The sequence below is a fragment of the Delftia sp. HK171 genome (assembly GCF_001886655.1).
Lineage (GTDB): Bacteria > Pseudomonadota > Gammaproteobacteria > Burkholderiales > Burkholderiaceae_C > Comamonas > Comamonas acidovorans.
Genome location: NZ_CP018101.1, coordinates 2,271,008 through 2,291,921, shown reverse-complemented (window position 1 = coordinate 2,291,921; position 20,914 = coordinate 2,271,008). Strand labels below are relative to the sequence as shown.

Annotated in this window: 19 protein-coding genes, 1 tRNA gene and 1 pseudogene; 11 read left to right on the top strand and 10 right to left on the bottom strand. The window is 67.1% G+C overall.

Annotated elements, in window-relative coordinates:
* Positions 1-10: 10 nt before the first annotated feature.
* Both BO996_RS10415 and galU read left to right on the top strand, forming a co-directional pair.
* Positions 11-2,923, top strand: coding sequence for a valine--tRNA ligase (locus tag BO996_RS10415; RefSeq protein ID WP_012204139.1), 2,913 nt, complete (start codon positions 11-13; stop codon positions 2,921-2,923).
* A 223-nt stretch (positions 2,924-3,146) separates the two neighbouring features.
* Entirely contained in the window at positions 3,147-4,034 is an 888-nt protein-coding gene (gene galU, locus BO996_RS10410) for a UTP--glucose-1-phosphate uridylyltransferase GalU (RefSeq protein WP_012204138.1), read from the top strand.
* Between the two features lie 85 nt (positions 4,035-4,119).
* On the opposite strand, the gene BO996_RS10405 is transcribed toward galU, so the two are convergent.
* From BO996_RS10405 to cysM, 3 genes are all read right to left on the bottom strand, one after another.
* Entirely contained in the window at positions 4,120-4,347 is a 228-nt protein-coding gene (locus tag BO996_RS10405) for a sulfurtransferase TusA family protein (protein WP_012204137.1), read from the bottom strand.
* 26 nt (positions 4,348-4,373) lie between these two features.
* Positions 4,374-4,976, bottom strand: a complete 603-nt coding sequence (locus BO996_RS10400; RefSeq protein ID WP_013803642.1) for an NUDIX hydrolase — start codon at positions 4,974-4,976, stop codon at positions 4,374-4,376.
* Between the two features lie 77 nt (positions 4,977-5,053).
* Positions 5,054-5,959: a cysteine synthase CysM gene (gene cysM / locus BO996_RS10395; RefSeq protein ID WP_017407070.1), complete on the bottom strand. Its 906-nt coding sequence runs from the start codon at positions 5,957-5,959 to the stop codon at positions 5,054-5,056.
* A 39-nt stretch (positions 5,960-5,998) separates the two neighbouring features.
* Here cysM and BO996_RS10390 point away from each other — a divergent pair.
* A tRNA-Leu gene (locus tag BO996_RS10390) sits at positions 5,999-6,083 on the top strand.
* A 644-nt stretch (positions 6,084-6,727) separates the two neighbouring features.
* Here the strand turns inward: BO996_RS10390 and BO996_RS10385 are convergent.
* The gene (locus tag BO996_RS10385; protein WP_012204134.1) at positions 6,728-6,949 is read right to left on the bottom strand and encodes a hypothetical protein; all 222 of its coding nucleotides are present in this window, start codon (positions 6,947-6,949) and stop codon (positions 6,728-6,730) included.
* Positions 6,950-7,204: 255 nt separating this feature from the next.
* On the opposite strand from BO996_RS10385, the gene BO996_RS10380 reads away from it, so the two are divergent.
* Together BO996_RS10380 and BO996_RS10375 are read left to right on the top strand one after the other, a co-directional pair.
* Complete coding sequence (locus tag BO996_RS10380) at positions 7,205-7,582, top strand: CidA/LrgA family protein (protein ID WP_043824084.1); 378 nt, start codon at positions 7,205-7,207, stop codon at positions 7,580-7,582.
* Entirely contained in the window at positions 7,579-8,325 is a 747-nt protein-coding gene (locus BO996_RS10375; protein WP_065346817.1) for an LrgB family protein, read from the top strand. The genes BO996_RS10380 and BO996_RS10375 overlap by 4 nt, the downstream gene beginning before the upstream one ends.
* Positions 8,326-8,445: 120 nt before the next feature.
* Here the strand turns inward: BO996_RS10375 and BO996_RS10370 are convergent, their stop codons facing one another.
* A complete protein-coding gene (locus BO996_RS10370) occupies positions 8,446-9,393 on the bottom strand; it encodes a LysR substrate-binding domain-containing protein (protein ID WP_012204131.1) in 948 nt (315 codons plus the stop codon).
* 228 nt (positions 9,394-9,621) lie between these two features.
* On the opposite strand from BO996_RS10370, the pseudogene BO996_RS10365 reads away from it, so the two are divergent.
* The 3 genes and pseudogenes from BO996_RS10365 (at position 9,622) to BO996_RS10355 (ending at position 13,366) form a co-directional block, all read left to right on the top strand.
* Positions 9,622-10,817, top strand: a pseudogene (locus BO996_RS10365) (acyl-CoA dehydrogenase).
* 189 nt (positions 10,818-11,006) lie between these two features.
* Positions 11,007-12,254, top strand: coding sequence for a CaiB/BaiF CoA transferase family protein (locus BO996_RS10360; protein WP_071954677.1), 1,248 nt, complete (start codon positions 11,007-11,009; stop codon positions 12,252-12,254).
* 137 nt (positions 12,255-12,391) lie between these two features.
* Positions 12,392-13,366, top strand: a complete 975-nt coding sequence (locus BO996_RS10355) for a tripartite tricarboxylate transporter substrate binding protein BugE (RefSeq protein WP_012204128.1) — start codon at positions 12,392-12,394, stop codon at positions 13,364-13,366.
* A gap of 47 nt (positions 13,367-13,413) precedes the next feature.
* Here BO996_RS10355 and BO996_RS10350 read toward each other — a convergent pair whose 3' ends face one another.
* Positions 13,414-14,292: a LysR family transcriptional regulator gene (locus BO996_RS10350; protein WP_071954676.1), complete on the bottom strand. Its 879-nt coding sequence runs from the start codon at positions 14,290-14,292 to the stop codon at positions 13,414-13,416.
* A gap of 117 nt (positions 14,293-14,409) precedes the next feature.
* Between BO996_RS10350 and BO996_RS10345 the strand changes: the two genes are divergently transcribed.
* Both BO996_RS10345 and BO996_RS10340 read left to right on the top strand, forming a co-directional pair.
* The gene (locus BO996_RS10345) at positions 14,410-14,871 is read left to right on the top strand and encodes a nucleoside deaminase (RefSeq protein ID WP_071954675.1); all 462 of its coding nucleotides are present in this window, start codon (positions 14,410-14,412) and stop codon (positions 14,869-14,871) included.
* 4 nt (positions 14,872-14,875) lie between these two features.
* Positions 14,876-16,111: a cyanate transporter gene (locus BO996_RS10340; RefSeq protein ID WP_071954674.1), complete on the top strand. Its 1,236-nt coding sequence runs from the start codon at positions 14,876-14,878 to the stop codon at positions 16,109-16,111.
* 6 nt (positions 16,112-16,117) lie between these two features.
* Here BO996_RS10340 and BO996_RS10335 read toward each other — a convergent pair whose 3' ends face one another.
* From BO996_RS10335 to BO996_RS10325, 3 genes are all read right to left on the bottom strand, one after another.
* Positions 16,118-17,341, bottom strand: a complete 1,224-nt coding sequence (locus BO996_RS10335; RefSeq protein WP_071954673.1) for a sugar transporter — start codon at positions 17,339-17,341, stop codon at positions 16,118-16,120.
* Positions 17,342-17,441: 100 nt separating this feature from the next.
* On the bottom strand, positions 17,442-17,831 hold the full coding sequence (locus tag BO996_RS10330) for a VOC family protein (RefSeq protein ID WP_071954672.1): 390 nt from the start codon (positions 17,829-17,831) through the stop codon (positions 17,442-17,444).
* 79 nt (positions 17,832-17,910) lie between these two features.
* A complete protein-coding gene (locus BO996_RS10325) occupies positions 17,911-18,564 on the bottom strand; it encodes an NAD(P)-dependent oxidoreductase (RefSeq protein WP_012204122.1) in 654 nt (217 codons plus the stop codon).
* Between the two features lie 123 nt (positions 18,565-18,687).
* Here BO996_RS10325 and BO996_RS10320 point away from each other — a divergent pair, with 123 nt between their 5' ends.
* Positions 18,688-19,623: a LysR family transcriptional regulator gene (locus BO996_RS10320; RefSeq protein WP_043824067.1), complete on the top strand. Its 936-nt coding sequence runs from the start codon at positions 18,688-18,690 to the stop codon at positions 19,621-19,623.
* A 68-nt stretch (positions 19,624-19,691) separates the two neighbouring features.
* Here BO996_RS10320 and BO996_RS10315 read toward each other — a convergent pair whose 3' ends face one another.
* A complete protein-coding gene (locus BO996_RS10315; protein WP_071954671.1) occupies positions 19,692-20,831 on the bottom strand; it encodes a branched-chain amino acid ABC transporter substrate-binding protein in 1,140 nt (379 codons plus the stop codon).
* Positions 20,832-20,914 lie beyond the last annotated feature (83 nt).

Below are 20,914 nucleotides of genomic sequence, written 5' to 3'. Positions count from 1 at the left end.
CAAGCAAGCCATGAGCGACACCATTGCCCAGCCAGGCCTCGACAGCCTGTCCAAATCGTTTGAACCCGCCGCCATCGAGGCCCAATGGGGCCCTGAATGGGAAAAGCGCGGCTACGGCGCAGCCGGCGTGCGCGGCACGGGCCAGGCAGATGCATCCCAGCCATCGTTCTCCGTCCAGCTGCCGCCGCCCAATGTGACGGGCACGCTGCACATGGGCCATGCGTTCAACCAGACCATCATGGACAGCCTCACGCGCTACCACCGCATGAAGGGCCACAACACGGTCTGGGTTCCCGGCACCGACCACGCGGGCATCGCCACCCAGATCGTGGTGGAGCGCCAGCTGCAGGAGCAGGGCATCGCCAGCCGCCACGACATGGGCGCGACGCCTCCCGAGGCGCGCAAGAACTTCGTGAGCAAGGTCTGGGAGTGGAAGAACCAGAGCGGCAACACCATCACCGGCCAGATGCGCCGCATGGGCGACAGCGTGGACTGGAGCCGCGAGTACTTCACCATGGACGACAAGCTGTCGTCCATCGTCAACGAGACCTTCGTGCGCCTGTACCAGCAGGGCCTGATCTACCGCGGCAAGCGCCTGGTGAACTGGGACCCCAAGCTGATGTCCGCCGTCTCCGACCTCGAGGTCGAGAACGAGGAAAAGGACGGCTCGCTGTGGCACATCGCCTACCCGCTGGCCGACGGCTCGGGCCAGCTCGTGGTGGCCACCACGCGCCCGGAAACCATGCTGGGCGACGCGGCCCTGATGGTGCACCCCGAGGACGAGCGCTACCAGGCGCTGATCGGCAAGACCGTGATCCTGCCCCTGGTGGGCCGCGAGATCCCCATCATTGCCGACGACTACGTGGACCGCGAGTTCGGCACGGGCGTGGTCAAGGTCACGCCTGCGCATGACAACAACGACTACGCCGTGGGCCAGCGCCACGGCCTGCCGATGATCTGCGTGCTGACGCTGACGGCCACCATCAACGACGAGGCGCCCGAGAAGTACCGCGGCATGGACCGCTTCGTGGCGCGCAAGGCCATCGTGGCCGACCTGGACGCGGCCGGCCTGCTGGTCGAGACCAAGAAGCACAAGCTCATGGTGCCCATCTGCACGCGCACGGGCCAAGTGATCGAGCCCATGCTGACCGACCAGTGGTTCGTGGCCATGAACAAGGTCGGCGAAGGCGATGCCACCGGCAAGTCCATCGCGCAGAAGGCCATCGATGCCGTCTCCAGCGGCCAGGTGCAGTTCGTGCCCGAGAACTGGGTCAACACCTACAACCAGTGGATGAACAACATCCAGGACTGGTGCATCTCGCGCCAGCTGTGGTGGGGACACCAGATTCCCGCCTGGTACGACGAGGACGGCAAGGTCTACGTGGCCCGCACCGAGGAAGAAGCCCGCGCCCAGGCCCCCGGCAAGACGCTCACGCGCGACGAGGACGTGCTGGACACCTGGTACTCCTCGGCCCTGGTGCCGTTCTCCACCATGGGCTGGCCGAACCAGACCGAGGCGGCCGACGATGACTACAACCTCTACCTGCCCAGCTCGGTGCTGGTCACGGGCTACGACATCATCTTCTTCTGGGTCGCCCGGATGATCATGATGACCACGCACTTCACGGGCCGCGTGCCCTTCCGCCATGTCTACATGCATGGCCTGGTGCGTGACGCCCAGGGCAAGAAGATGAGCAAGTCCGAGGGCAACGTGCTCGACCCCGTGGACCTGATCGACGGCATCGACCTGGACACCCTGCTGGACAAGCGCACGCAGGGCCTGCGCCGCCCCGAGACCGCGCCCCAGGTGCGCAAGAACACGCAAAAGGAATTCCCCGAGGGCATTCCCGCCTACGGTGCCGACGCGCTGCGCTTCACCTTCGCGGCCCTGGCATCGCTGGGCCGCTCCATCAACTTCGACAGCAAGCGCTGCGAGGGCTACCGCAACTTCTGCAACAAGCTGTGGAACGCCAGCCGCTTCGTGCTGATGAACTGCGAAGGCCATGACTGCGGCCTGCTGCCCCACACCAAGGAGCAATGCCAGGCCGGCGGCGAGTTCGCGGGCTACATGCAGTTCAGCCAGCCCGACCGCTGGATCGCCTCGCAGCTGCAGAAGGTCGAGGCCGAAGTGGCCAAGGGCTTTGCCGAATTCCGCCTGGACAACGTGGCCAACGCGCTGTACGACTTCGTCTGGAACGAGTTCTGCGACTGGTACCTGGAAATCGCCAAGGTGCAGATCCAGACCGGCAACGAGGCCCAGCAGCGCGCCACGCGCCGCACGCTGATCCGCACGCTGGAGGCCATTCTGCGCCTGGCCCACCCCATCATCCCGTTCGTGACCGAAGCCCTGTGGCAGAAGGTTGCCCCGGTCGCCGGCTTGCCCGGCGAGTCCGTGGCCGTGGCCCGCTACCCCGAGGCCCAGCCCGAGAAAATCGACGAGGCCGCCATCGCCTACGTGGGCCGCATCAAGCAGATGATCGACGCCTGCCGCACGCTGCGCGGCGAGATGGGCGTGTCGCCCGCACAGCGCCTGCCGCTGCTGGCCGTGGCCAGCTCGGCCGACGAGGCACAGTTCCTGCGCACCAATGCCGCCGTGCTGCAAAACCTGGCCAAGCTCAGCGAGGTCAAGGTGTTCGACGACGAAGCCGCCTGGGCCGAGGCCGCCCAGGCCGCCCCGGTCTGCGTGGTGGGCGAGGCGCGCCTGGCGCTGTTCGTGGAGATCGACGTGGCCGCCGAAAAGGCCCGCCTGTCCAAGGAAGCCGCACGCCTGGAAGGCGAGATCACCAAGGCCAATGCCAAGCTGGGCAACGAGGCCTTCGTGGCCAAGGCGCCCCCGGCCGTCATCGACCAGGAAAAGAAGCGCGTGGCCGATTTCGGCGCCACGCTGATCCGCATCCAGGAACAACTCGCCCGCCTGGGTTGACATGGAATCTCCCCCTGAGCGGCTGTGCCGCTTCCCCCTCTCTCGCTTCGCGGGAGGGGGACGACACCCTCGGCGCGGGGCGGCCCTTCCTCGGTGTCCCTGATCTTGGGCTGCGCCAGTTTCATCGTCCGAGGGCATCAAGTCGCACAATGAAAGCTGAGACACTTAGCGAAGAAGACGCAAAGCCGCACGCTTTTTCCATCACCTGAATCCCAAGATTTTCATGAGTAATCAGACCCGTGTCCGCAAAGCCGTGTTTCCCGTTGCCGGGCTCGGCACGCGCTTTCTGCCCGCCACCAAGGCCTCTCCCAAGGAGATGCTGCCCGTGGTGGACAAGCCGCTGATCCAGTACGCCGTGGAAGAGGCCTACGAGGCCGGCATCCGCGACATGATCTTCGTCACCGGCCGCAGCAAGCGCGCCATCGAGGACCATTTCGACACCGCCTACGAACTGGAAAACGAACTGGAGAACGCCGGCAAGCAGGCCATGCTGGAGCTGGTGCGCAGCATCAGCCCCGCCGACATGAACTGCCTGTTCGTGCGCCAGCCGCGCTCGCTGGGCCTGGGCCATGCCGTGCTGTGCGCCGAGCCGCTGGTGGGCAACGAGCCCTTTGCCGTGCTGCTGGCCGACGACCTGATGGTGGGCGAGCCTGGCGGCCCCGGCGTGATGGCGCAGATGACATCGGCCTTCCACAAGCAGGGCCGCTCCCTGCTGGCCGTGCAGGAAGTGCCGCTGGAGCAGACCAAGCGCTATGGCATCGTGGCTGGCGAGCCGGCCGGCGGTTCGCTGATGCGCATCGAGAAAATCGTGGAAAAGCCCGCGCCCGAGAAGGCCCCCTCGCGCATGGGCGTGGCTGGCCGCTACGTGCTGACACCGGCCATCTTCGAGGAGATCCGCAACCAGCCCAAGGGCGTGGGCGGCGAGATCCAGCTGACGGACGCCATCGAACGCCTGATGGCCCATGAAGCCGTCTACGCCTTCCAGTACCAGGGCAAGCGCTACGACTGCGGCAGCAAGGAAGGCTTTTTGCAGGCCACGGTGGAACTGGCGCTGCAGCACGAGGATGTGGGCGCGAGCTTCCGCGAATACCTGCAGGGCCTGAGCATCTGAGGCCGGGCCTCAGAGCCGCCCCTGCCCCATGCAAAAGGCCTGCGAAAGCAGGCCTTTTTCTTTGGAGCGAACCGCGTGCAGCCGCTCAGCGCCGGCGCAGGATATGGATGAACTCCGCACCCACGGTCTGCTGCTCCACCAGTTCATTGCCGGTCTGCTTGGCAAAGGCCTGGAAGTCGCGCAGCGAGCCCGTGTCGGTGGCCACCACCTTGAGCAGCTGGCCGCTGTCCAGTTCGGCCAGCGCCTTCTTGGCCTTGAGAATGGGCAGCGGGCAGTTGAGCCCGCGCGTGTCGATTTCCTTGTGAATTTCCATCGGATGCACCTCTTGAGCCTGGGATTCTAGGCGGCATCGCGGCTGAGGCCGGCAGCAGTGTCTTGATCGGCGCGACTCGCTTCAGCCTCCTGGGCCTGCTCGGCACGCTTCCAAAAGTCACGGATCACAGGATCATGCCCCCGGCTGCGCAGCCACTTGGCCAGCGCCATGCCGGTGCCCGAAGGCCAGGCCTGGACTTTCTCGGGCTCCAGCAGGCGGTACTCGAGCAGCTCGGGCGACAGCCGCACCTGGCCGCTGGCGCGCACATGGAAGGCGATGATCACCTGGTTCATGCGCAGGAACTCATGCACGCTGATCAGCTCCAGCGACTCGGCCTGCAGGCCGGTTTCCTCCGCCACCTCGCGTGCCACGCCCTCCTCGGGCGACTCGCCGGCTTCCATGAAGCCCGTGATCAGGCCGAAGACCTTCTCGGGCCAGGCCGCATTGCGCGCCAGCAGCACCTTGCCGTCCAGCTCCACGATGGCGGCCAGCACCGGCGTGGGATTGTTCCAGTGCGTCCAGCCGCACTCGGGGCAGCGCAGGCGCGATACATCGCCGCCGTCCTCGGCCTGGATCACCCACTGCAGGGGCGTTGCGCAGTGCGTGCAATAGCGGGTTTCATAGTGCATGGGGCTGTTCCTGGTTTTTTGCTGTCCTGGCTCAATGCAAACAGGAAGGCCCGCCGGAAGGCGGGCCTGTCGCTGCGTCAGGCGGGGAAGACGCCCGTGGACAGATAGCGGTCGCCGCGGTCGCAGACCACGAAGACGATGGTGGCGTTGTTCTCGCGCTCGGCAATCTGCTGGGCCACCCAGCAGGCGCCCGCCGCCGAGATGCCGGCAAAGATGCCTTCCTCGCGCGCCAGGCGGCGCGCCATATCCTCGGCATCGTCTTGCCCGACGAGCACGGTCTCGTCGATCAGCGAGGCGTCATAGATCTTGGGCATGTACTCCTCGGGCCACTTGCGGATGCCGGGGATGCGCGATCCTTCGGCCGGCTGGGCGCCCACGATTCGGATGGCCGGGTTCTTTTCCTTGAGGAACTTCGCCACGCCCGTGATCGTGCCCGTGGTGCCCATGGCGCTCACGAAATGCGTGATCTCGCCGCCGGTCTGCTCCCACAGCTCGGGGCCGGTGGTCTCGTAGTGGATGCGCGGGTTGTCGGGGTTGCCGAACTGGTCGAGCACCACGCCCTTGCCCTGGGCCACCATCTGGTCGGCCAGGTCGCGCGCGTATTCCATGCCGCCGCTCTTGGGCGTGAGGATCAGCTCGGCGCCATAGGCCTTCATCGTCTGGGCACGCTCGATGGACAGGTCCTCGGGCATGATCAGCACCATCCGGTAGCCCTTGATCGTGGCGGCCATGGCCAGCGCAATGCCGGTATTGCCCGAAGTCGCCTCGATCAGCGTGTCGCCGGGCTTGATGTCGCCGCGCTCTTCGGCGCGGCGGATCATCGACAGGGCCGGCCTGTCCTTGACCGAACCGGCCGGGTTGTTGCCTTCCAGCTTGCCCAGCACCACGTTGCCACGTTCCTGGCGAGACTGCGCACCGATGCGCTGCAATGCCACCAGGGGCGTGCGGCCGATGGCGTCTTCGATGGTCGGATAAATTTTCATAGCCTCACACTGTGCCATAATTCGCCCCTGCGCTAAGTAGCCCGGGTGGTGAAATTGGTAGACGCAGGGGACTCAAAATCCCCCGCCGCAAGGCGTGCCGGTTCGATTCCGGCCCCGGGCACCAGAGATTACGTAGCCGAAAAAGCAGTCCCCTGCTTTTTCGGCTATTTCTTTTCCGGCCGCTGTCTTCACAGCGTCCGCACAAACCTCAAGCCCCTTTGCATCCAGCCGTGTTCAACGGCTGCACTGCATTTCAAGGCCCTCCAGCCTGCACCGATCCTGCGTCCTCATGCCTTGGGCGGGATGACGCCTGCGCGCTTTTCGCCGCACAGGGTCCAACCTGTGTACAACTTTGGCATCAACCGCCTCTCAAGGCCTGCCAGGCCTGGACCTTGGCCCATGCTGAAGCCTCCTTGAAGCAGCTCCATCCCAGCCCGCAGGCAGGGCTGCAGCCCTGCGTCAAATTCAGCACTTTCCCTCTGAAAACCGCCACTTGCACCACCGTCATGCAGCCCTTGCCCAGCGCGGGCACCAGCCCGGTGCGCCCACGGTTCGGGCCTGTGAAAGCCCATGAAAAAAGCCACCCTGAGGTGGCTTTCTTTCTCCACAGATCCATTGAACAACCCTGTGGATAATCAGTGAACAGCAAGTGAACGAGGCGTCCAAGTGCTTGCATTCACTGGCCGCAGGCTAAGCTGCCTGCAAATCAGGCAACCTCCAGATCCAAGGGAAAACCCTCGATTTGGAAGGTGCCTGACACACCTCGCCTCAGGCATCCGTGCGGCGGATCTGCGCGCGCCCTGCCGCCGTGATGTGCCATTGATGGCTGCTGTCCACTTCGACCAGTCCACGCTCGCGCAGCCTCTTGGACAGATGCTCGCGCGCCGCGCTTTCCAGCGACACGGGCTCGCCCATCTCCAGCTTCTTGAGCACTTCGAGTTCATCCACCGTCGGCTCGTACACGGGTGCGTGATATGTGGTTTCGGCCATCGCTACTCCTTCGCTATTCAAAGTCTCATGCCCCAGGACTCTCGGGGGCACGGACCCAAACATAGCCTTGGCCCGGGAGCCGCGCAATCGGTGGCCGCACCTTTTTTCGAGTTGTGGGCGATGATTGCACGCTTTGCGGCGGCGTCCCACAGGCGCCAGGGCCAGGCCCCGGCCTGACAACGGGCGATCCACGCTCTTGCCGCACCCGCCCCGTTGGCCGCTCCCTCACCATCTGACCCAGGAATTCAGGTTTTCATGCTGTACGCCATCACCGCCTTGTTCGCCTTCCAGTTGCTGGGGGAGGCCATCGTCCAGCTCACGGGGCTGCCGCTTCCGGGCGCGCTCGTGGGCACGCTGCTGCTGCTGGGGGCGCTGCTGCTGCACGGCCGCCTGCCCGAGTCGCTGGAGAAGGCCGCCGGCGTGCTGCTGCAGAACATGATGCTGCTGTTCATTCCCGTCATTGCAGGCGTGATGCTGGAGTTCGACCGGCTGTCGCGCGAATGGCAGCCCTTTGTGATCGCCTGCGTGGCGGGTGCGGCCATTACCTTCCTGGCCACGGCCTTCACCTTCCGCTGGTGCCTGGAGCGCCAGCGCGCCCGCGAAGCGGCCGCCAGCCGGGGAGACAAGGCATGAGCGCGCTCGCCACCCACTGGCAAAGCGCCTGGCAGTCGCTGTCCGGCAATGCCTCCACCGCCCATCTGCCCTGGCTGGTGCTGACCATGGCCGTCTACCTGGCGGCCATGGCGCTGTACCGCCGAAGCGGCAACCATCCGCTCCTGATTCCCGTGTTCACGGCCGTCGTCGTCATCGTGGGCGTGCTGCTGGCCACGGGCACCTCCTATGCCAGCTACCGCAGCGGCGTCTCGCTGCTGGGGCTGCTGATCGGCCCGGCCACCGTCGCGCTGGCAATTCCGCTGTACGCCCAGCGCGAGCGCATACGCGCGCTGTGGCTGCCCATCAGCGTGGCCCTGGCCGTGGGCTGCGTGGTGGCGTTGCTGTCGGCACTGCTGATCGGCTGGAGCCTGGGTGCCACGGTGCAGACGCTGGTGGCGCTGGCGCCCAAGTCGGCCACCATTCCCATCGCCCTGCCCATGGCCGAGCGCTTTGGCGGGCCGGCCTCGCTGGCGGCCGTGGCCGTGGCCATCACCGGCATTGCGGGCACGATGATGGCGCCGCTGCTGATCCGCCTGGTGCGCAGCGATGACCCGGCCGTGCAGGGTTTTGCCCTGGGTCTTACGGCCCACGCCATTGGCACGGCACGCGCGCTGCAGGTGAATCCGACCATGGGCGCCTTCTCGGCCCTAGCCATGGGCCTGAACGGCGTGGCCACGGCCGTGGTCATGCCGTTGTGCCTGGCCGTGCTGCCCTGGTTTTGAGCACGATTGCGGGTTTTCCCCAGAGACACCCCCACAAGCCTGTGGACAAGCGCCGCCAGCAGCAAGGATAAGTCAGTTAAGTGACTGTCATCGTTGAACAATCCAAAGCCTGCTTAATTTTCAGGCAGGCCGGTGCTCCCTGGCGCGCTGCTGCAGCCATGAAGAGAACACGCGCAGGGCGGGCGCGGGCTGCGCATCGGGCGCCAGGGCCGGCGTGACCAGGTAGTAGGCGCGGTTGCCGCGCAGTGGCTGGGGGCAGGCAATGATGAGGTCGCCGCGCGCCAGTTCCTGCTCGATCAGCATGGGTGGCATCAGCGCCACGCCCAGGCCCTGGCTGGCGGCCACAGCCAGCATGGAGAACAGCTCCAGCCGCATGCCATCCAGCGCGCGCGGCGCGGCCACGCCCATGGCATCGAACCACTGCTGCCAGCCGTAGGGCCGCGTGCTTTGCTGCAGCAGCGGCATCCGGGCCACGATATCCGCCCCCACGGGCAGCCAGGCGCGGCCCGGCTCGCGCGCCTGGGCCGTGGCCAGCAGTTGCGGGCTGCACACGGGCACCACCTCTTCGTCCATCAGCCATTGCGCCTGCACACCGGGCCAGCGCGCCACCTGCTCGGGCGTGCCTGCATAGAGCGCGGCGTCGAACACGGTATCGGCGAAAAGGAAGGGCCGCGTCTGCACGTCGATGTGCACCGTGACCTCGGGATGCTCGCGCGCCAGCTGCGGCAGGCGCGGCAGCAGCCAGCGCGTGGCGAAGGTGGGCACGGCAGCCAGGTTGAGCGGGCCGCCTTCGCCCTGGTGGGCCATGATGTCCAGCGTGTCGCGCTCCAGGCCGTGCAGCCAGCGCGAGACCTGCTGGGCGTACTGCGTGCCCGCCTCGGTCAGCAGCACGCCGTGGCGCGTGCGCCGGAACAGCTGCACGCCCAGGAACTCCTCCAGCGCAATGATCTGGCGTGAGACCGCGCTTTGCGTGAGCGACAGTTCCTGCGCAGCACGCGTGTAGCTGATGTGCCGGGCGGCCGACTCGAAGCAGGCCAGGGCTTGGGTGGATGGCAGGGCTCTACGCATATCTCATGAATTCAACGCACTCCAATGGCACGCATCATAGGGAATAACCCGCAACATGGAATCCATACATGCGCTTTACGCATTCATGGATGAACAAACATCGTTTGCGCCACGCGCAGGCCCGCTTCTAAGATGCGTCGCAACAACGCTCCATGGCCACAGCCTGCCCGGCTTTGGCATATGGCAGCGACCCGCCCTTGACCTCTTTGTTTTTGGAGAAACCACGCCATGGCCCGCAACAGCTTCCAATGGGATGACCCCTTCCAGCTCGACCAGCAACTGAGCGAAGACGAGCGCATGATCCGCGACGCGGCCCATGCCTACTGCCAGGAGAAGCTGGCCCCCGCGTGCTGGAGATGTTCCGCCACGAGAAGTCCGACGTGAGCATCTTCCGCGAGATGGGCGAGCTGGGCCTGCTGGGCCCCACCATCCCCACGCAGTACGGCGGCGCCGGCCTGAACTACGTCAGCTACGGCCTGGTGGCGCGCGAGATCGAGCGCGTGGACTCGGGCTACCGCTCCATGGCCAGCGTGCAAAGCTCGCTGGTGATGGTGCCCATCAATGAATTCGGCACCGAAGACCAGAAGAACAGGTACCTGCCCAAGCTGGCCAGCGGCGAGTTCATCGGCTGCTTCGGCCTGACCGAACCCGACCACGGCTCCGACCCCGGCAGCATGTCCAGCCGCGCCTACAAGGTGGACGGCGGCTACCGCCTCAAGGGCAACAAGATGTGGATCACCAACAGCCCCGTGGCCGACGTGTTCGTGGTCTGGGCCAAGGAAGTGACCGAGGACGGCCATGTGGGCGAGATCCGCGGCTTCATCCTGGACAAGGGCATGAAGGGCCTGTCGGCCCCGGCCATCCACGGCAAGGTGGGCCTGCGCGCCTCCATCACGGGCGAGATCGTGATGGACGACGTCTTCGTTCCCGAGGAAAACGCCTTCCCCGAAGTGCGCGGCCTCAAGGGCCCCTTCACCTGCCTGAACAGCGCACGCTTCGGCATCGCCTGGGGCGCCCTGGGCGCAGCCGAGTTCTGCTGGCACACGGCGCGCCAGTACACGCTGGACCGCAAGCAGTTCGGCCGCCCCCTGGCTGCCAACCAGCTGATCCAGAAGAAGCTGGCCGACATGCAGACCGAGATCACCCTGGGCCTGCAGGCCGCGCTGCGCGTGGGCCGCATGAAGGACGAGCACCAGAACGTGATCGAGATCACCTCGCTGATCAAGCGCAACAACTGCGGCAAGTCGCTGGACATCGCCCGCATGGCGCGCGACATGATGGGTGGCAACGGCATCAGCGACGAGTTCGGCGTGGCCCGCCACTTGGTCAACCTGGAAGTGGTCAACACCTACGAAGGCACGCACGATGTGCATGCGCTGATCCTGGGCCGGGCCCAGACCGGCATCGCAGCTTTTGCCAACTGACCCCCTGAGGCGCTTCGCGCCTTCCCCCTTCTCGCTTCGCGGAGGGGGACGACGCCCTCGCCGCGAGGCGGCTCTTGCTCGGCGTCCCTGGCCTGTTCCACGCCCGTGTCACACGCTATGGGTGATGGAAGCTCAAGCCCTCAGCTGAACTACCAGCGGCATCGGGCGCGCTCATATTTCTTCTCTCTCATGTCCTCCACATCCTCCGCGCCGGCCGCATTGGCTGGCATCAAGGTGCTTGATCTTTCCCGCGTGCTGGCCGGGCCCTGGTGCACGCAGACACTGGCCGACCTGGGTGCCGATGTGATCAAGGTCGAGCGGCCCGTGGCCGGCGATGACACGCGCCACTGGGGGCCTCCGTTCCTGCCGCGCGACGATGGGCAGGCCACGCAGGAGGCCAGTTATTTCACGGCCTGCAACCGCAACAAGCGCTCGGTCACCATCGACATGTCCACCCCCGATGGGCAGCAGCTGATTCGCCAGATGGCGGCCGGGGCCGATGTGCTGGTGGAGAACTTCAAGGTCGGTGGCCTGGCCCAGTACGGGCTGGACTACGAAAGCCTCAAGGCGCTCAACCCGCGCCTGATCTATTGCTCGGTCACGGGTTTCGGCCAGACCGGCCCGTATGCCGAGCGCGCGGGCTACGACCTCATGGTGCAGGCCATGTGCGGGCTGATGAGCATCACCGGCCATGCCGACGAGGCGCCCGGAGGCGGCCCGCTCAAGGTGGGCGTGGCCGTGATCGACGTCTTCACGGGCCTGTATGCCAGCAATGCCATCCTGGCCGCGCTGCATGCGCGCCAGGCCTCGGGCCGGGGCCAGCACATCGACATGGCCCTGCTCGACGTGGGCATGGCCGTGCTGGCCAACCAGGCCGCCGGCTTTCTGGCCACGGGCGAATCGCCGGGCCGCGCCGGCAACATCCACCCCAGCCTGGCGCCCTACCAGGACTTCGCCACGGCCAACGGCAACGTGCTGCTGGCCATTGGCAATGACGGGCAGTTCGCGCGCTTTTGCGCCGCCTTCGGCGAAGCCGGCTGGGCGCAGGACGAGCGCTTTGCCACCAACACCGCGCGCGTGCGCAACCGCCAGGCGCTGCTGGAGCGGATGGTGCCCCTCATGAAGACACGCGGCACGGCCGAATGGATTGCGCTGCTGGAAGACAAGGCCGTGCCCTGCGGCCCCATCAACACCATCGCCCAGGCCTTCGACGACCCGCAGGTGCGCGCACGCGGCATACGCGTCGAGCTGCCGCGCGAGGCCGGCGACGGCATCTCGCGCATCGCCGGCGTGGCCAGCCCCATGCGCCTGAGCGATACCCCGCCCGTGCTGCGCAGCGCACCGCCCTCCCTGGGCCAGCACACCGATGAAGTGCTGGGCGAGCTGGGCATTGCGCCCATGGCCATCCAGGCGCTGCGCTCGCGCGGCGTGGTCTGATCGCCAGCGCCGCGCAACACCTCCTCCACATTTCTCAGCCCAAGCACCGCCATACGAATGTCCTAAAGAATCACGCCCTCCCACCCGTCGGTGCCTCACAACAAACGTCCACAACATCCATTCAAGGAGACAACACCATGACTCACACCTCCCGCATCGCGCTCGCCGGCATCCTCGGCGCCCTCGCGCTTTCGGGCGCAGCCCATGCCCAGGGCTACCCCACCAAGCCCATCAAGCTGCTCGTGCCCTTCGCGGCCGGCGGCACCACCGACCTGATCGCGCGCATCGTGGCCGAACCGCTGGGCCGTGCCCTGGGCCAGCCCGTGGTGGTCGAGAACAAGGGCGGCGGCGGCGGCAGCATCGGCGCGGCCGAGACGGCGCGCTCCCAGCCCGATGGCTACAGCCTGGGCATCGCCACCGTGTCCACCACGGCCACCAACCCGGCGATCAACCCCAAGATCCCGTACAACGTGCTGACCGACTTCACGCCCATCGTGAACATCGCGGCCACGCCCAACATCATTGCGGCCAACCCCAAGTTCGCGGGCAAGAACTACCAGGAGTTCCTGGCCGAGGTGAAGAAGAACCCCGGCAAGTACTCCTACGCCTCGCCCGGCAACGGCAGCATCACCCATCTGATGATGGAGATGTTCAAGCTGTCCACTGGCACCGACATCACCCACGTGCCCTACCGTGGCAGCGGCCCCGCGCTGAACGACGCCGTGGCCGGCCAGGTTCCGCTGATCTTCGACAACCTGCCCTCCGCCCTGGGCTTCGTCAAGGAAAAACGCCTGGTGCCCATCGTGGTGGCCGCGCCCCAGCGCCTGGCCGCCCTGCCCGATGTGCCCACCTTCAAGGAAGTGGGCCTGGCCCCCGTCAACCGCATGGCCTACTACGGCATCGTCGGCCCCAAGAACCTGCCGCGCGACATCGTGGACAAGGTCAACGCCGCCACGCGCAAGGTGCTGCAGGACCCCGCCATCAAGAAGCGCATCGAGGAAACCGGCTCGCTGATCGTGGCCGACACGCCTGAGCACTTCTTTGAAGAGATCAAGGCCGAGCTGGCGGTCTACAAGGACGTGGTGCAAAAGCAGAACCTGACGATGGATTGAGCCTGCGCGTCACCCACTGACCATCCCCGCCACGGCGGGGATTTTTTTCAGGCTTCGCCAGCGGTAGGCGACAGCAACGCCTCACACACCTCGCACAGGCGCTCAGCCAGGCGCCGGCCCGGCGCCGACAGCTGGGCGCGCACGTGCAGTGCCACTTCCACATCAGGCACGGGGGCGAAGCCGGCCATGCCGTCGAGCAGGCGGTGGCCGGGCCCGACCAGCCGGCGCGGCAGCAGGCTGATGCCCAGGCCCTGTTCCACGGCGGCTTCCAGGCTGGCCAGGCTGGCGCTCACATAGGCCAGGCGCCAGCGCCGGCCTGCGGCATCCAGCGCATGCGTCATCTCGCTGCGGTACAGGCCGCCCTGCGGAAATACCACCAGGGGCAAGGGATCCATCCCGTGGCAGGGATGCCGCGCACTGTCTATCCAGGCCAGCGGTTCGGGCCAGCGCGCCATGCCGGGCGTGCTGCCGCTGCGCTGCTTGACGATGGCCAGGTCCAGCTCGCCGGCCTGCAGTTGCTGCCATATCGCCTGCGACAGTCCGCTGGTCAGCTCCAGGCGCAACTGCGGCTGGCTGCGCGCCAGCGCGCCCAAGGCAGGCATCAAGGCATTGCCGGCAAAGTCCTCTGGTACGCCGATGCGCAGCACGGCTTCGGTGGCGCCAGCCAACTGCTCCACGGCCTCGTCCATGAGGGCCAGGATGCGTTGCGCATAGGCCAGCAAGCGCTCTCCTTCCAGCGTGCATTCCACATGGCGCCCGCTGCGGTCCAGCAGCGTGCAGCCCATTTGCTCCTCCAGCCTGCGGATCTGCTGGCTGACCGTGGACTGGGTCAGGTGCACGCCCTGCGCCGCGCGCGTGAAGCTGCCGGTTTCGGCCACGGCGCAGAAGCTGCGCAGCAGGGTGGGGTCTATGGAAGAGGGTTGCATGGGGCGTGGGCGGATTTCAGTGGCTTTGTCACTGCCCTGCATTTGATCATTTAATTTTCCAATTGATGGCCCCCGTCCTAGACTGCGGCCTCAGCTCCCGATTGCCCAGCCATCCCCATGCAAGAACAAGAACACATCCGCCTGCTGCGCCATGCCGTGCAGCTGGCGCACGACAACCGCCTGCGGGGCGGGCGGCCCTTCGGCGCCCTGCTCGCGCGCGAGGGGCAGATCCTGTCCACGGGCGTCAACGAGATCGTGCAAAGCCATGACCCCAGCGCCCATGCCGAAATGCAGGCGCTGCGCGCAGGCACGCGCGCCCAGGCCAACCCCAGCCTGGCTGGCTGCACCATCTACGCCAGCGGCCACCCCTGCCCCATGTGCCTGGCGGCGCTGGTGATGGCCGGGGCCGAGCAGGTTTTCTTCGCCTTCGACAACGCGGATGCCCAGCCTTACGGCCTGTCCAGCGAAGGCGTCTACCAGCGGCTGCGCATGCCGCTGCAGCCGCCACCGCTGCCCCTGGTTCGGCTGGACACGGGCATCACGGCGGCCCAGCTGTATGGCAACGCCCCCTGGGCCTGAAGCCATGTCGTCCATTGCGCCTGCACGCACCGAGGCGCCTGCCGCAGCGCACGCCATTCCAACGGCGCTGTGGCTGGCCACCGTGGTCCTGGTCACGCTGAACCTGCGCCCGTTTCTCACGGCCATCGGCCCGCTGGGCCCGCAGATACAGTCCGCCACCGGCATGGATCTGTCCACGCTGTCCTGGCTGACGCTGCTGCCCATGGCGTTGATGGGCGTGGGCGCCTGGCTGGCCCCGGCCGCGCTGCGGCGCCTGGGTCCGCGCTGCGCCGTGGTCGGGTCCTTGGCGGTGATTGCGCTGGGCTGCGCGCTGCGCGTGGCGGGCTCCAGTGCGGCCGCCCTGCTGGCCACGGCCGCGCTGTGCGGCGCTGGCGTGGCCCTGGTGCAAGGCGTGCTGCCGGGCCTGATCAAGCGCCAGTCGCCCGCACGCATGGCCCAGATGATGGGGTTGTACTCGGCGGCGCTCATGGGCGGCGGGGCGCTCGGTGCCCAGATTTCGCCGCTGGCCGTGCAATGGGGACTGGACTGGCGCTTTGCACTGGCGCTCTGGACTGCCCCCGCCCTGCTGGCATTGGCGCTGGCGCGGCATGCGCTGAGCACATTGCCGGGTCCGGCACCCATGGCGGCCCATGCCTCGCAAGACACCGGCTGGCTGCGCCAGCGCCCGCGCACCTGGCTGCTGATGGCCTGCTTCGGCCTCATCAATGGCGGCTATGCGGCCATGGTGGCCTGGCTTGCGCCCTTCTACCAGACGCACGGCTGGAGCCCCGCGCAAAGCGGCGGCCTGGTGGCCCTGCTGTCGGTGGCCCAGGCCAGCGCCGCGCTGGGACTGCCCGTGCTGGCTTCGCGCCATGCCGACCGGCGGCCATGGCTGGGGTTCACGCTGCTGTGCCAGATCATCGGCCTGGCCGCGCTGGCCTGGTGGCCTGATGCGGCGCCGCTGCTCAACATCGTCATCCTCGGCATCGGCCTGGGTGGCTGCTTCGCGCTGATGATGGTGGTGGCGCTGGACCATCTTCCCCACCCCACGCAGGCCGGTGCGCTCAACGCACTGATGCAGGGCGGCGGCTTTCTGATTGCGGCGCTGGCGCCCTATGTGATCGCCCGGCTGCACCAGTTCACGGGCGGATTCGGCGCCGGCTGGCTGGCCCAGATGGCCGCCGTGCTCGTGGTCTGCGTACTGGTGTCACGCCTGGCGCCGCAGCGCTACGCCCAGGCCATGCGGGCACCCGGCGACTGACCCGCTTCAGTGCGCGGCCTGGAAGCCGGCCGACCAGCGCACGAAGGCCCAGATGCACCAGGCCAGGCCCAGCGCCACCAGGCCGCCGCCGATCCAGCCGATGTTCTGCATGCCCGCGTGCATGCTGACCTGGCTGCCCAGCAGCGCACCGCCGCCAATGCCGATGTTGAAGATGCCCGAGAACATGGACATGCCCACATCGGTGGCGTCGGCCGCCAGCTTGAGCACCTGGGACTGCATGGCCAGGGCGAAGCAGATCATGGCGACACCCCAGACCGAGCTCATCACGTAGAGCGATGCCTCATGGCCCGAGGCCGGCACCAGCATCAGCAGGCTGGCCGACAGCACGCCAATGGCGGCCAGCAGAAAGCCGCGCGGATGGCGCAGGCCCCACCAGCTGAACATCACGCTGCCCACGATGCCCATGCCGCCGTACAGCAGCAGCACGGCCGTGGTCACCTTGCCCTCGAAGCCCGCGATGTCCTGCACGAAGGGCTCGATATAGCTGTAGGCCGTGAACTGCCCGGTGATCACGACCACCAGCAGGATGTAGATGGACAGCAGCGCCGGGCGGCGCAGCAGCATGGGCACGCTGGCCAGGTTGCCCGCGTTCTCGCTGGGCAGGCGCGGCAGCAGCCGGGCCAGGGCCACCATGACGATGGCGGCCACCCCGCCCACGGCCAGGAACGTCGTGCGCCAGCCCAGCCATTCGCCCACGATGCGACCCAGCGGAATGCCCAGCACCATGGCCATGGAAGTGCCGGTGGCCAGCAGGCTCAGCGCCACGGCCTTCCTGCCGGGCGGTGCCACGCGCACGGCCAGCGAGGCGGTGATGGACCAGAACACCGCGTGCGACAGCGCAATGCCAATGCGGCTGACCATGAGCGAGGCAAAGCTCCAGGCCACGCCCGACAGCACATGGCTGGCCACGAACAGCGCGAATACGCCCATCAGCAGCTTGCGCCGCTCCACATTGCGCGTGAGCAGCATGAAGGGCAGCGAGGCCAGGGCCACGATCCAGGCATAGATGGTCAGCATCAGCCCGACCTGCTCGGTGGGCATGGCAAAGCTCGCGCCAATGCTGCTGAGCAGGCCCACGGGCACGAACTCGGTGGTATTGAAGACGAAGGCGCCCAGCGCCAGCGCGATCACGCTGAGCCAGGCCTGGGCGGCCGTGGGTGTGGATGACGCGGAAACGGAGCCGGCCGCAGCGGAGACGGAAGGGGGCATGGGGAACGTGGGGCCTTTTTTGTTGCAGCGCAATATTGTGCTGCGCCATGCGACCGCCTGATGTCAGCTGCCGCGCAGGCCCCAGTGCCGCCAGGGAGACTCAGGCCGGAGGCAGGTGGCAGACGGCCTCGATGTTGTGGCCGTCGGGGTCGAGCACGAAGGCCGCGTAATAGTCGTCGTGGTAATGCGGTCGCAGGCCGGGCTCGCCGTTGCAGCGCCCGCCTGCCGCCAGGGCCGCAGCATGGAAGTCGTCGACCATGTGGCGGTTGTCCACGCGGAAGGCCACATGGATGGGCGGCTGGTTGGGCCTGCCCCCGCTGATCCAGAAGTCGGGCTTGGGCGGCTCGCCGAAGCCCGCAGTGTTCGTATGGCCCGTGACTTCGGCAGAAAGCTCCATGAGGATTTCATAGCCCAGCGGCGCCAGGGCGCGTGCATAGAAATCCTTGCTGCGCTCGAAGTCCGATACGAGGATTCCCGTGTGGTCGATCATGGCTGTGCTCCTGCCTGTTCATGACGGACACCAGCATGCCATGGAGACCGCTGCGGCACCAGTGGACTGGCGCAGGTGTTCAGTAAGCGACGGTGAAACGCTGGCGCAGGTGCAGGCCCTTGTCCAGCGCGTCGACCAGGGCCACGGCCAGGTCCGCCGCCGAAATCGTGCCGGGCTGGCCATCGGCCTGCATCAGCGGCTCATCCTTGCCCGTGCGGTATTGGCCTGTGCGTTCGCCATGGTCGCCCAGATGCAGGGCAATGGGCGGGCTCAGCATCGTCCAGTCCAGGCCCTGCTCCTTTTGCAGATCGTTGAGGGCATCGCGGGCAGCCGAGGCGCCAGGCTTGATGGCGGCCGGGAACTCGGGCGTGTCCACCAGTTGCTTGCCGGGTGCGATGTAGAGGCTGCCTGCGCCGCCGACCACCAGGTAGCGCTTGATGCCGGCCGCCTTGGTGCCCGCCACGATGGCGCGCGAGCCGCGCATGAAGTCCTCATAGATGTCGGGATTGCCCCAGCCCGCGTTGTAGGCGCTGACCACGGCGTCCGCGCCCGCCACGGCGCGCTGCACGGCGGCGGCGTCCAGTACATCGGCCTGCACGGCCTGCAGCCGCGGCTGGGCCGCCAGCTTGGCGGGGTCGCGCACCAGGGCCACGACCTCATGGCCGCGCTGCAGCAGCTCCTTCAATACCGCCGAACCCACAAAGCCGGTTGCGCCAATCAATGCCACTTTCATCTTCGGTCCCTTATGGCGCCAGGGCGCCTGTTCACGATGGCATTGAGATTACGCCGTTCACAATGCATGCGGTAGACGGCAATTTTTACCAAGACCTTGAAGTGCAGCTTCACAATACAGCCCATGGATGACTACAAACGCATGGCCGTTTTCGCCGCCGTGGTGCAGCACGGCTCCATGAGCGCCGCCGCGCGTGCCCTGGGCATGAGCCCGTCGGCCGTGAGCCAGCAGGTGCGCCAGCTCGAACGCGACGGCGGCGTCACCCTGCTGCACCGCTCCACCCGACAGATCGCGCTGACCGACACGGGCGAGCGCTACTACCAGCAGTGCGCCGCCATGGCCCAGGCCGCCAGCCAGGCGCGGGCCGAGCTGGCGGCCGCGCGCGACGAGCCCGGCGGCGAGCTGCGCCTGTCAGCCACCGTGGGCTTTGCCCGCCACATCGCGCCGGCCCTGGGCCACTGGCTGGCCCGGCACCCCGCACTGCGCCTGCACCTGGATGTGGACGACGCGCCCATCGACCTCATACAAAGCCGCATCGACCTGGCCTTGCGCTTCGGCCGGCTGGCCGATTCCGGCTGGGCCGCCCGGCGCCTGGGCGCCATGCGCAACTGGCTGTGCGCCTCGCCCGCATGGATACAGGCCCAGGGTGGTAGCGGTGCCTGGCGCCACCCGGCACCGCTGGCCAGCATGCGCTGGCTGGGCCTGGCGCGCGAGGGCCAGGGCCAGGCCCTGCGTGCCGAGGCGCGCCACCCTGACACGGGCGAGACCTACAGCCTGCAGGTGCTGCCGCATGTGGCCAGCAACAACCAGCTGTCCATCCAGCAGATGTGCGAGGCCGGCCTGGGCCTGGCCCTGCTGGGCAGCATGGACGTGGCCGACACGGTGGCCGAAGGCCGCCTGGTGCGCCTGCTGCCCGACTGGGACTTCGGCGGCCTCGACATCTGGGCCGTCACCCCGCAGCGCCAGGCACAGCCCGCCAAGGTGCGCCAGGCCATCGCTGCCTTGCAGGCCTATCTGGCCCGGTTGCCGGGCGTGGTCGATGCGCCGGCCCCGGCCTGAGGATCATGGACAGCGCACGAAAAAAAGCCCGCACGGGGCGGGCATGAAAACGAAGGAAGGACGCTCGCTCAGTCGAGGGCTGTCTTCTGGCCGTTCTTGAACACGCTCAGCGTGTACGAGGGATTCTTCATCTCGCCATTCTTCTCGAAGGCGATCTTCGAGGTCACGCCCGAGTAGTCGGCCTTCTGCAGGAAGGGGATGTAGACCTTGGGGTCCCAGGAGTTGGCGCGCTTCATGGCGTCGGCCAGCATCATGGTGGCATCGTAGAAGTACGGGCTGTAGACCTGGAACTGGCCGGGGTACTTGGCGTCGTAGCGCTTTTTCCATTCCGTGCCGCCGGGCATCTTGGCCAGCGAGGCGCCGCCATCGGCGCAGATCACGTTGTCCAGCGGCTTGGCACCGGCCGCCACCTTGGCCAGCTCGGGCACGCACAGGCCGTCGCCGCCGAAGTACTTGGCATCGTTCAGGCCCAGTTGGGCCATCTGGCGCAGCATGGGGCCGGCCTGGCCGTACATGCCGCCGTAGAAGATGCCATCGGGCTTCTTGGCCTTGATCGAGGTCAGGATGGCCATGAAGTCCGTGGCCTTGTCGTTCGTGAACTCCGAGGCCACGACCTTCACGCCCAGCTTTTCCGCATCCTTCTTGAACACATTGGCCAGGCCCTGGCCGTAGGCCGTGCGGTCATCGATGATGGCCACGGTCTTGAGCTTGAGCGTCTGCGCCGCGTACTTGGCCAGTGCCGCGCCCAGCGCGTTGTCATTGGCGATCACGCGGTAGGTGGTGTTCCAGCCGGGCTTGGTCAGGTCGGGGTTGGTGGCCGCGCCCGTGATCATGGGAATGCCGCAGTCCTGGAAGACCTTGGACGAGGGAATGGCCACACCCGAGTTGAGGAAGGCCACTGCGCCCGCGACCTTGTCGTCGCACAGCTTCTGCGAAGCGGCCGTGCCCTGCTTGGGATCGGCCACATCGTCTTCGGCCACCAGCTGGAACTTGACCTTCTTGCCGGCGATCTCCATGCCCTTGGCATTGAGCTCGTCGATGGCCATGCGCACGCCGTTTTCGTTGTCCTTGCCGAAATTGGCCTGGGGACCGGACACCGGGCCGATGTGGCCGATGCGGATCACCTGCTCCTGGGCCATGGCCACGCCACCCATGCCGGCCACGACGGCCACGACGGCCGCAATACACAACTTCCGGGACATCTTCATCGCGCACTCCTCAGTTGAAACAGGCCGTCACGTTATTCCCGTCATCGCGGCTTGGCAATGCCGCGTGACGGGGCCGCGACACT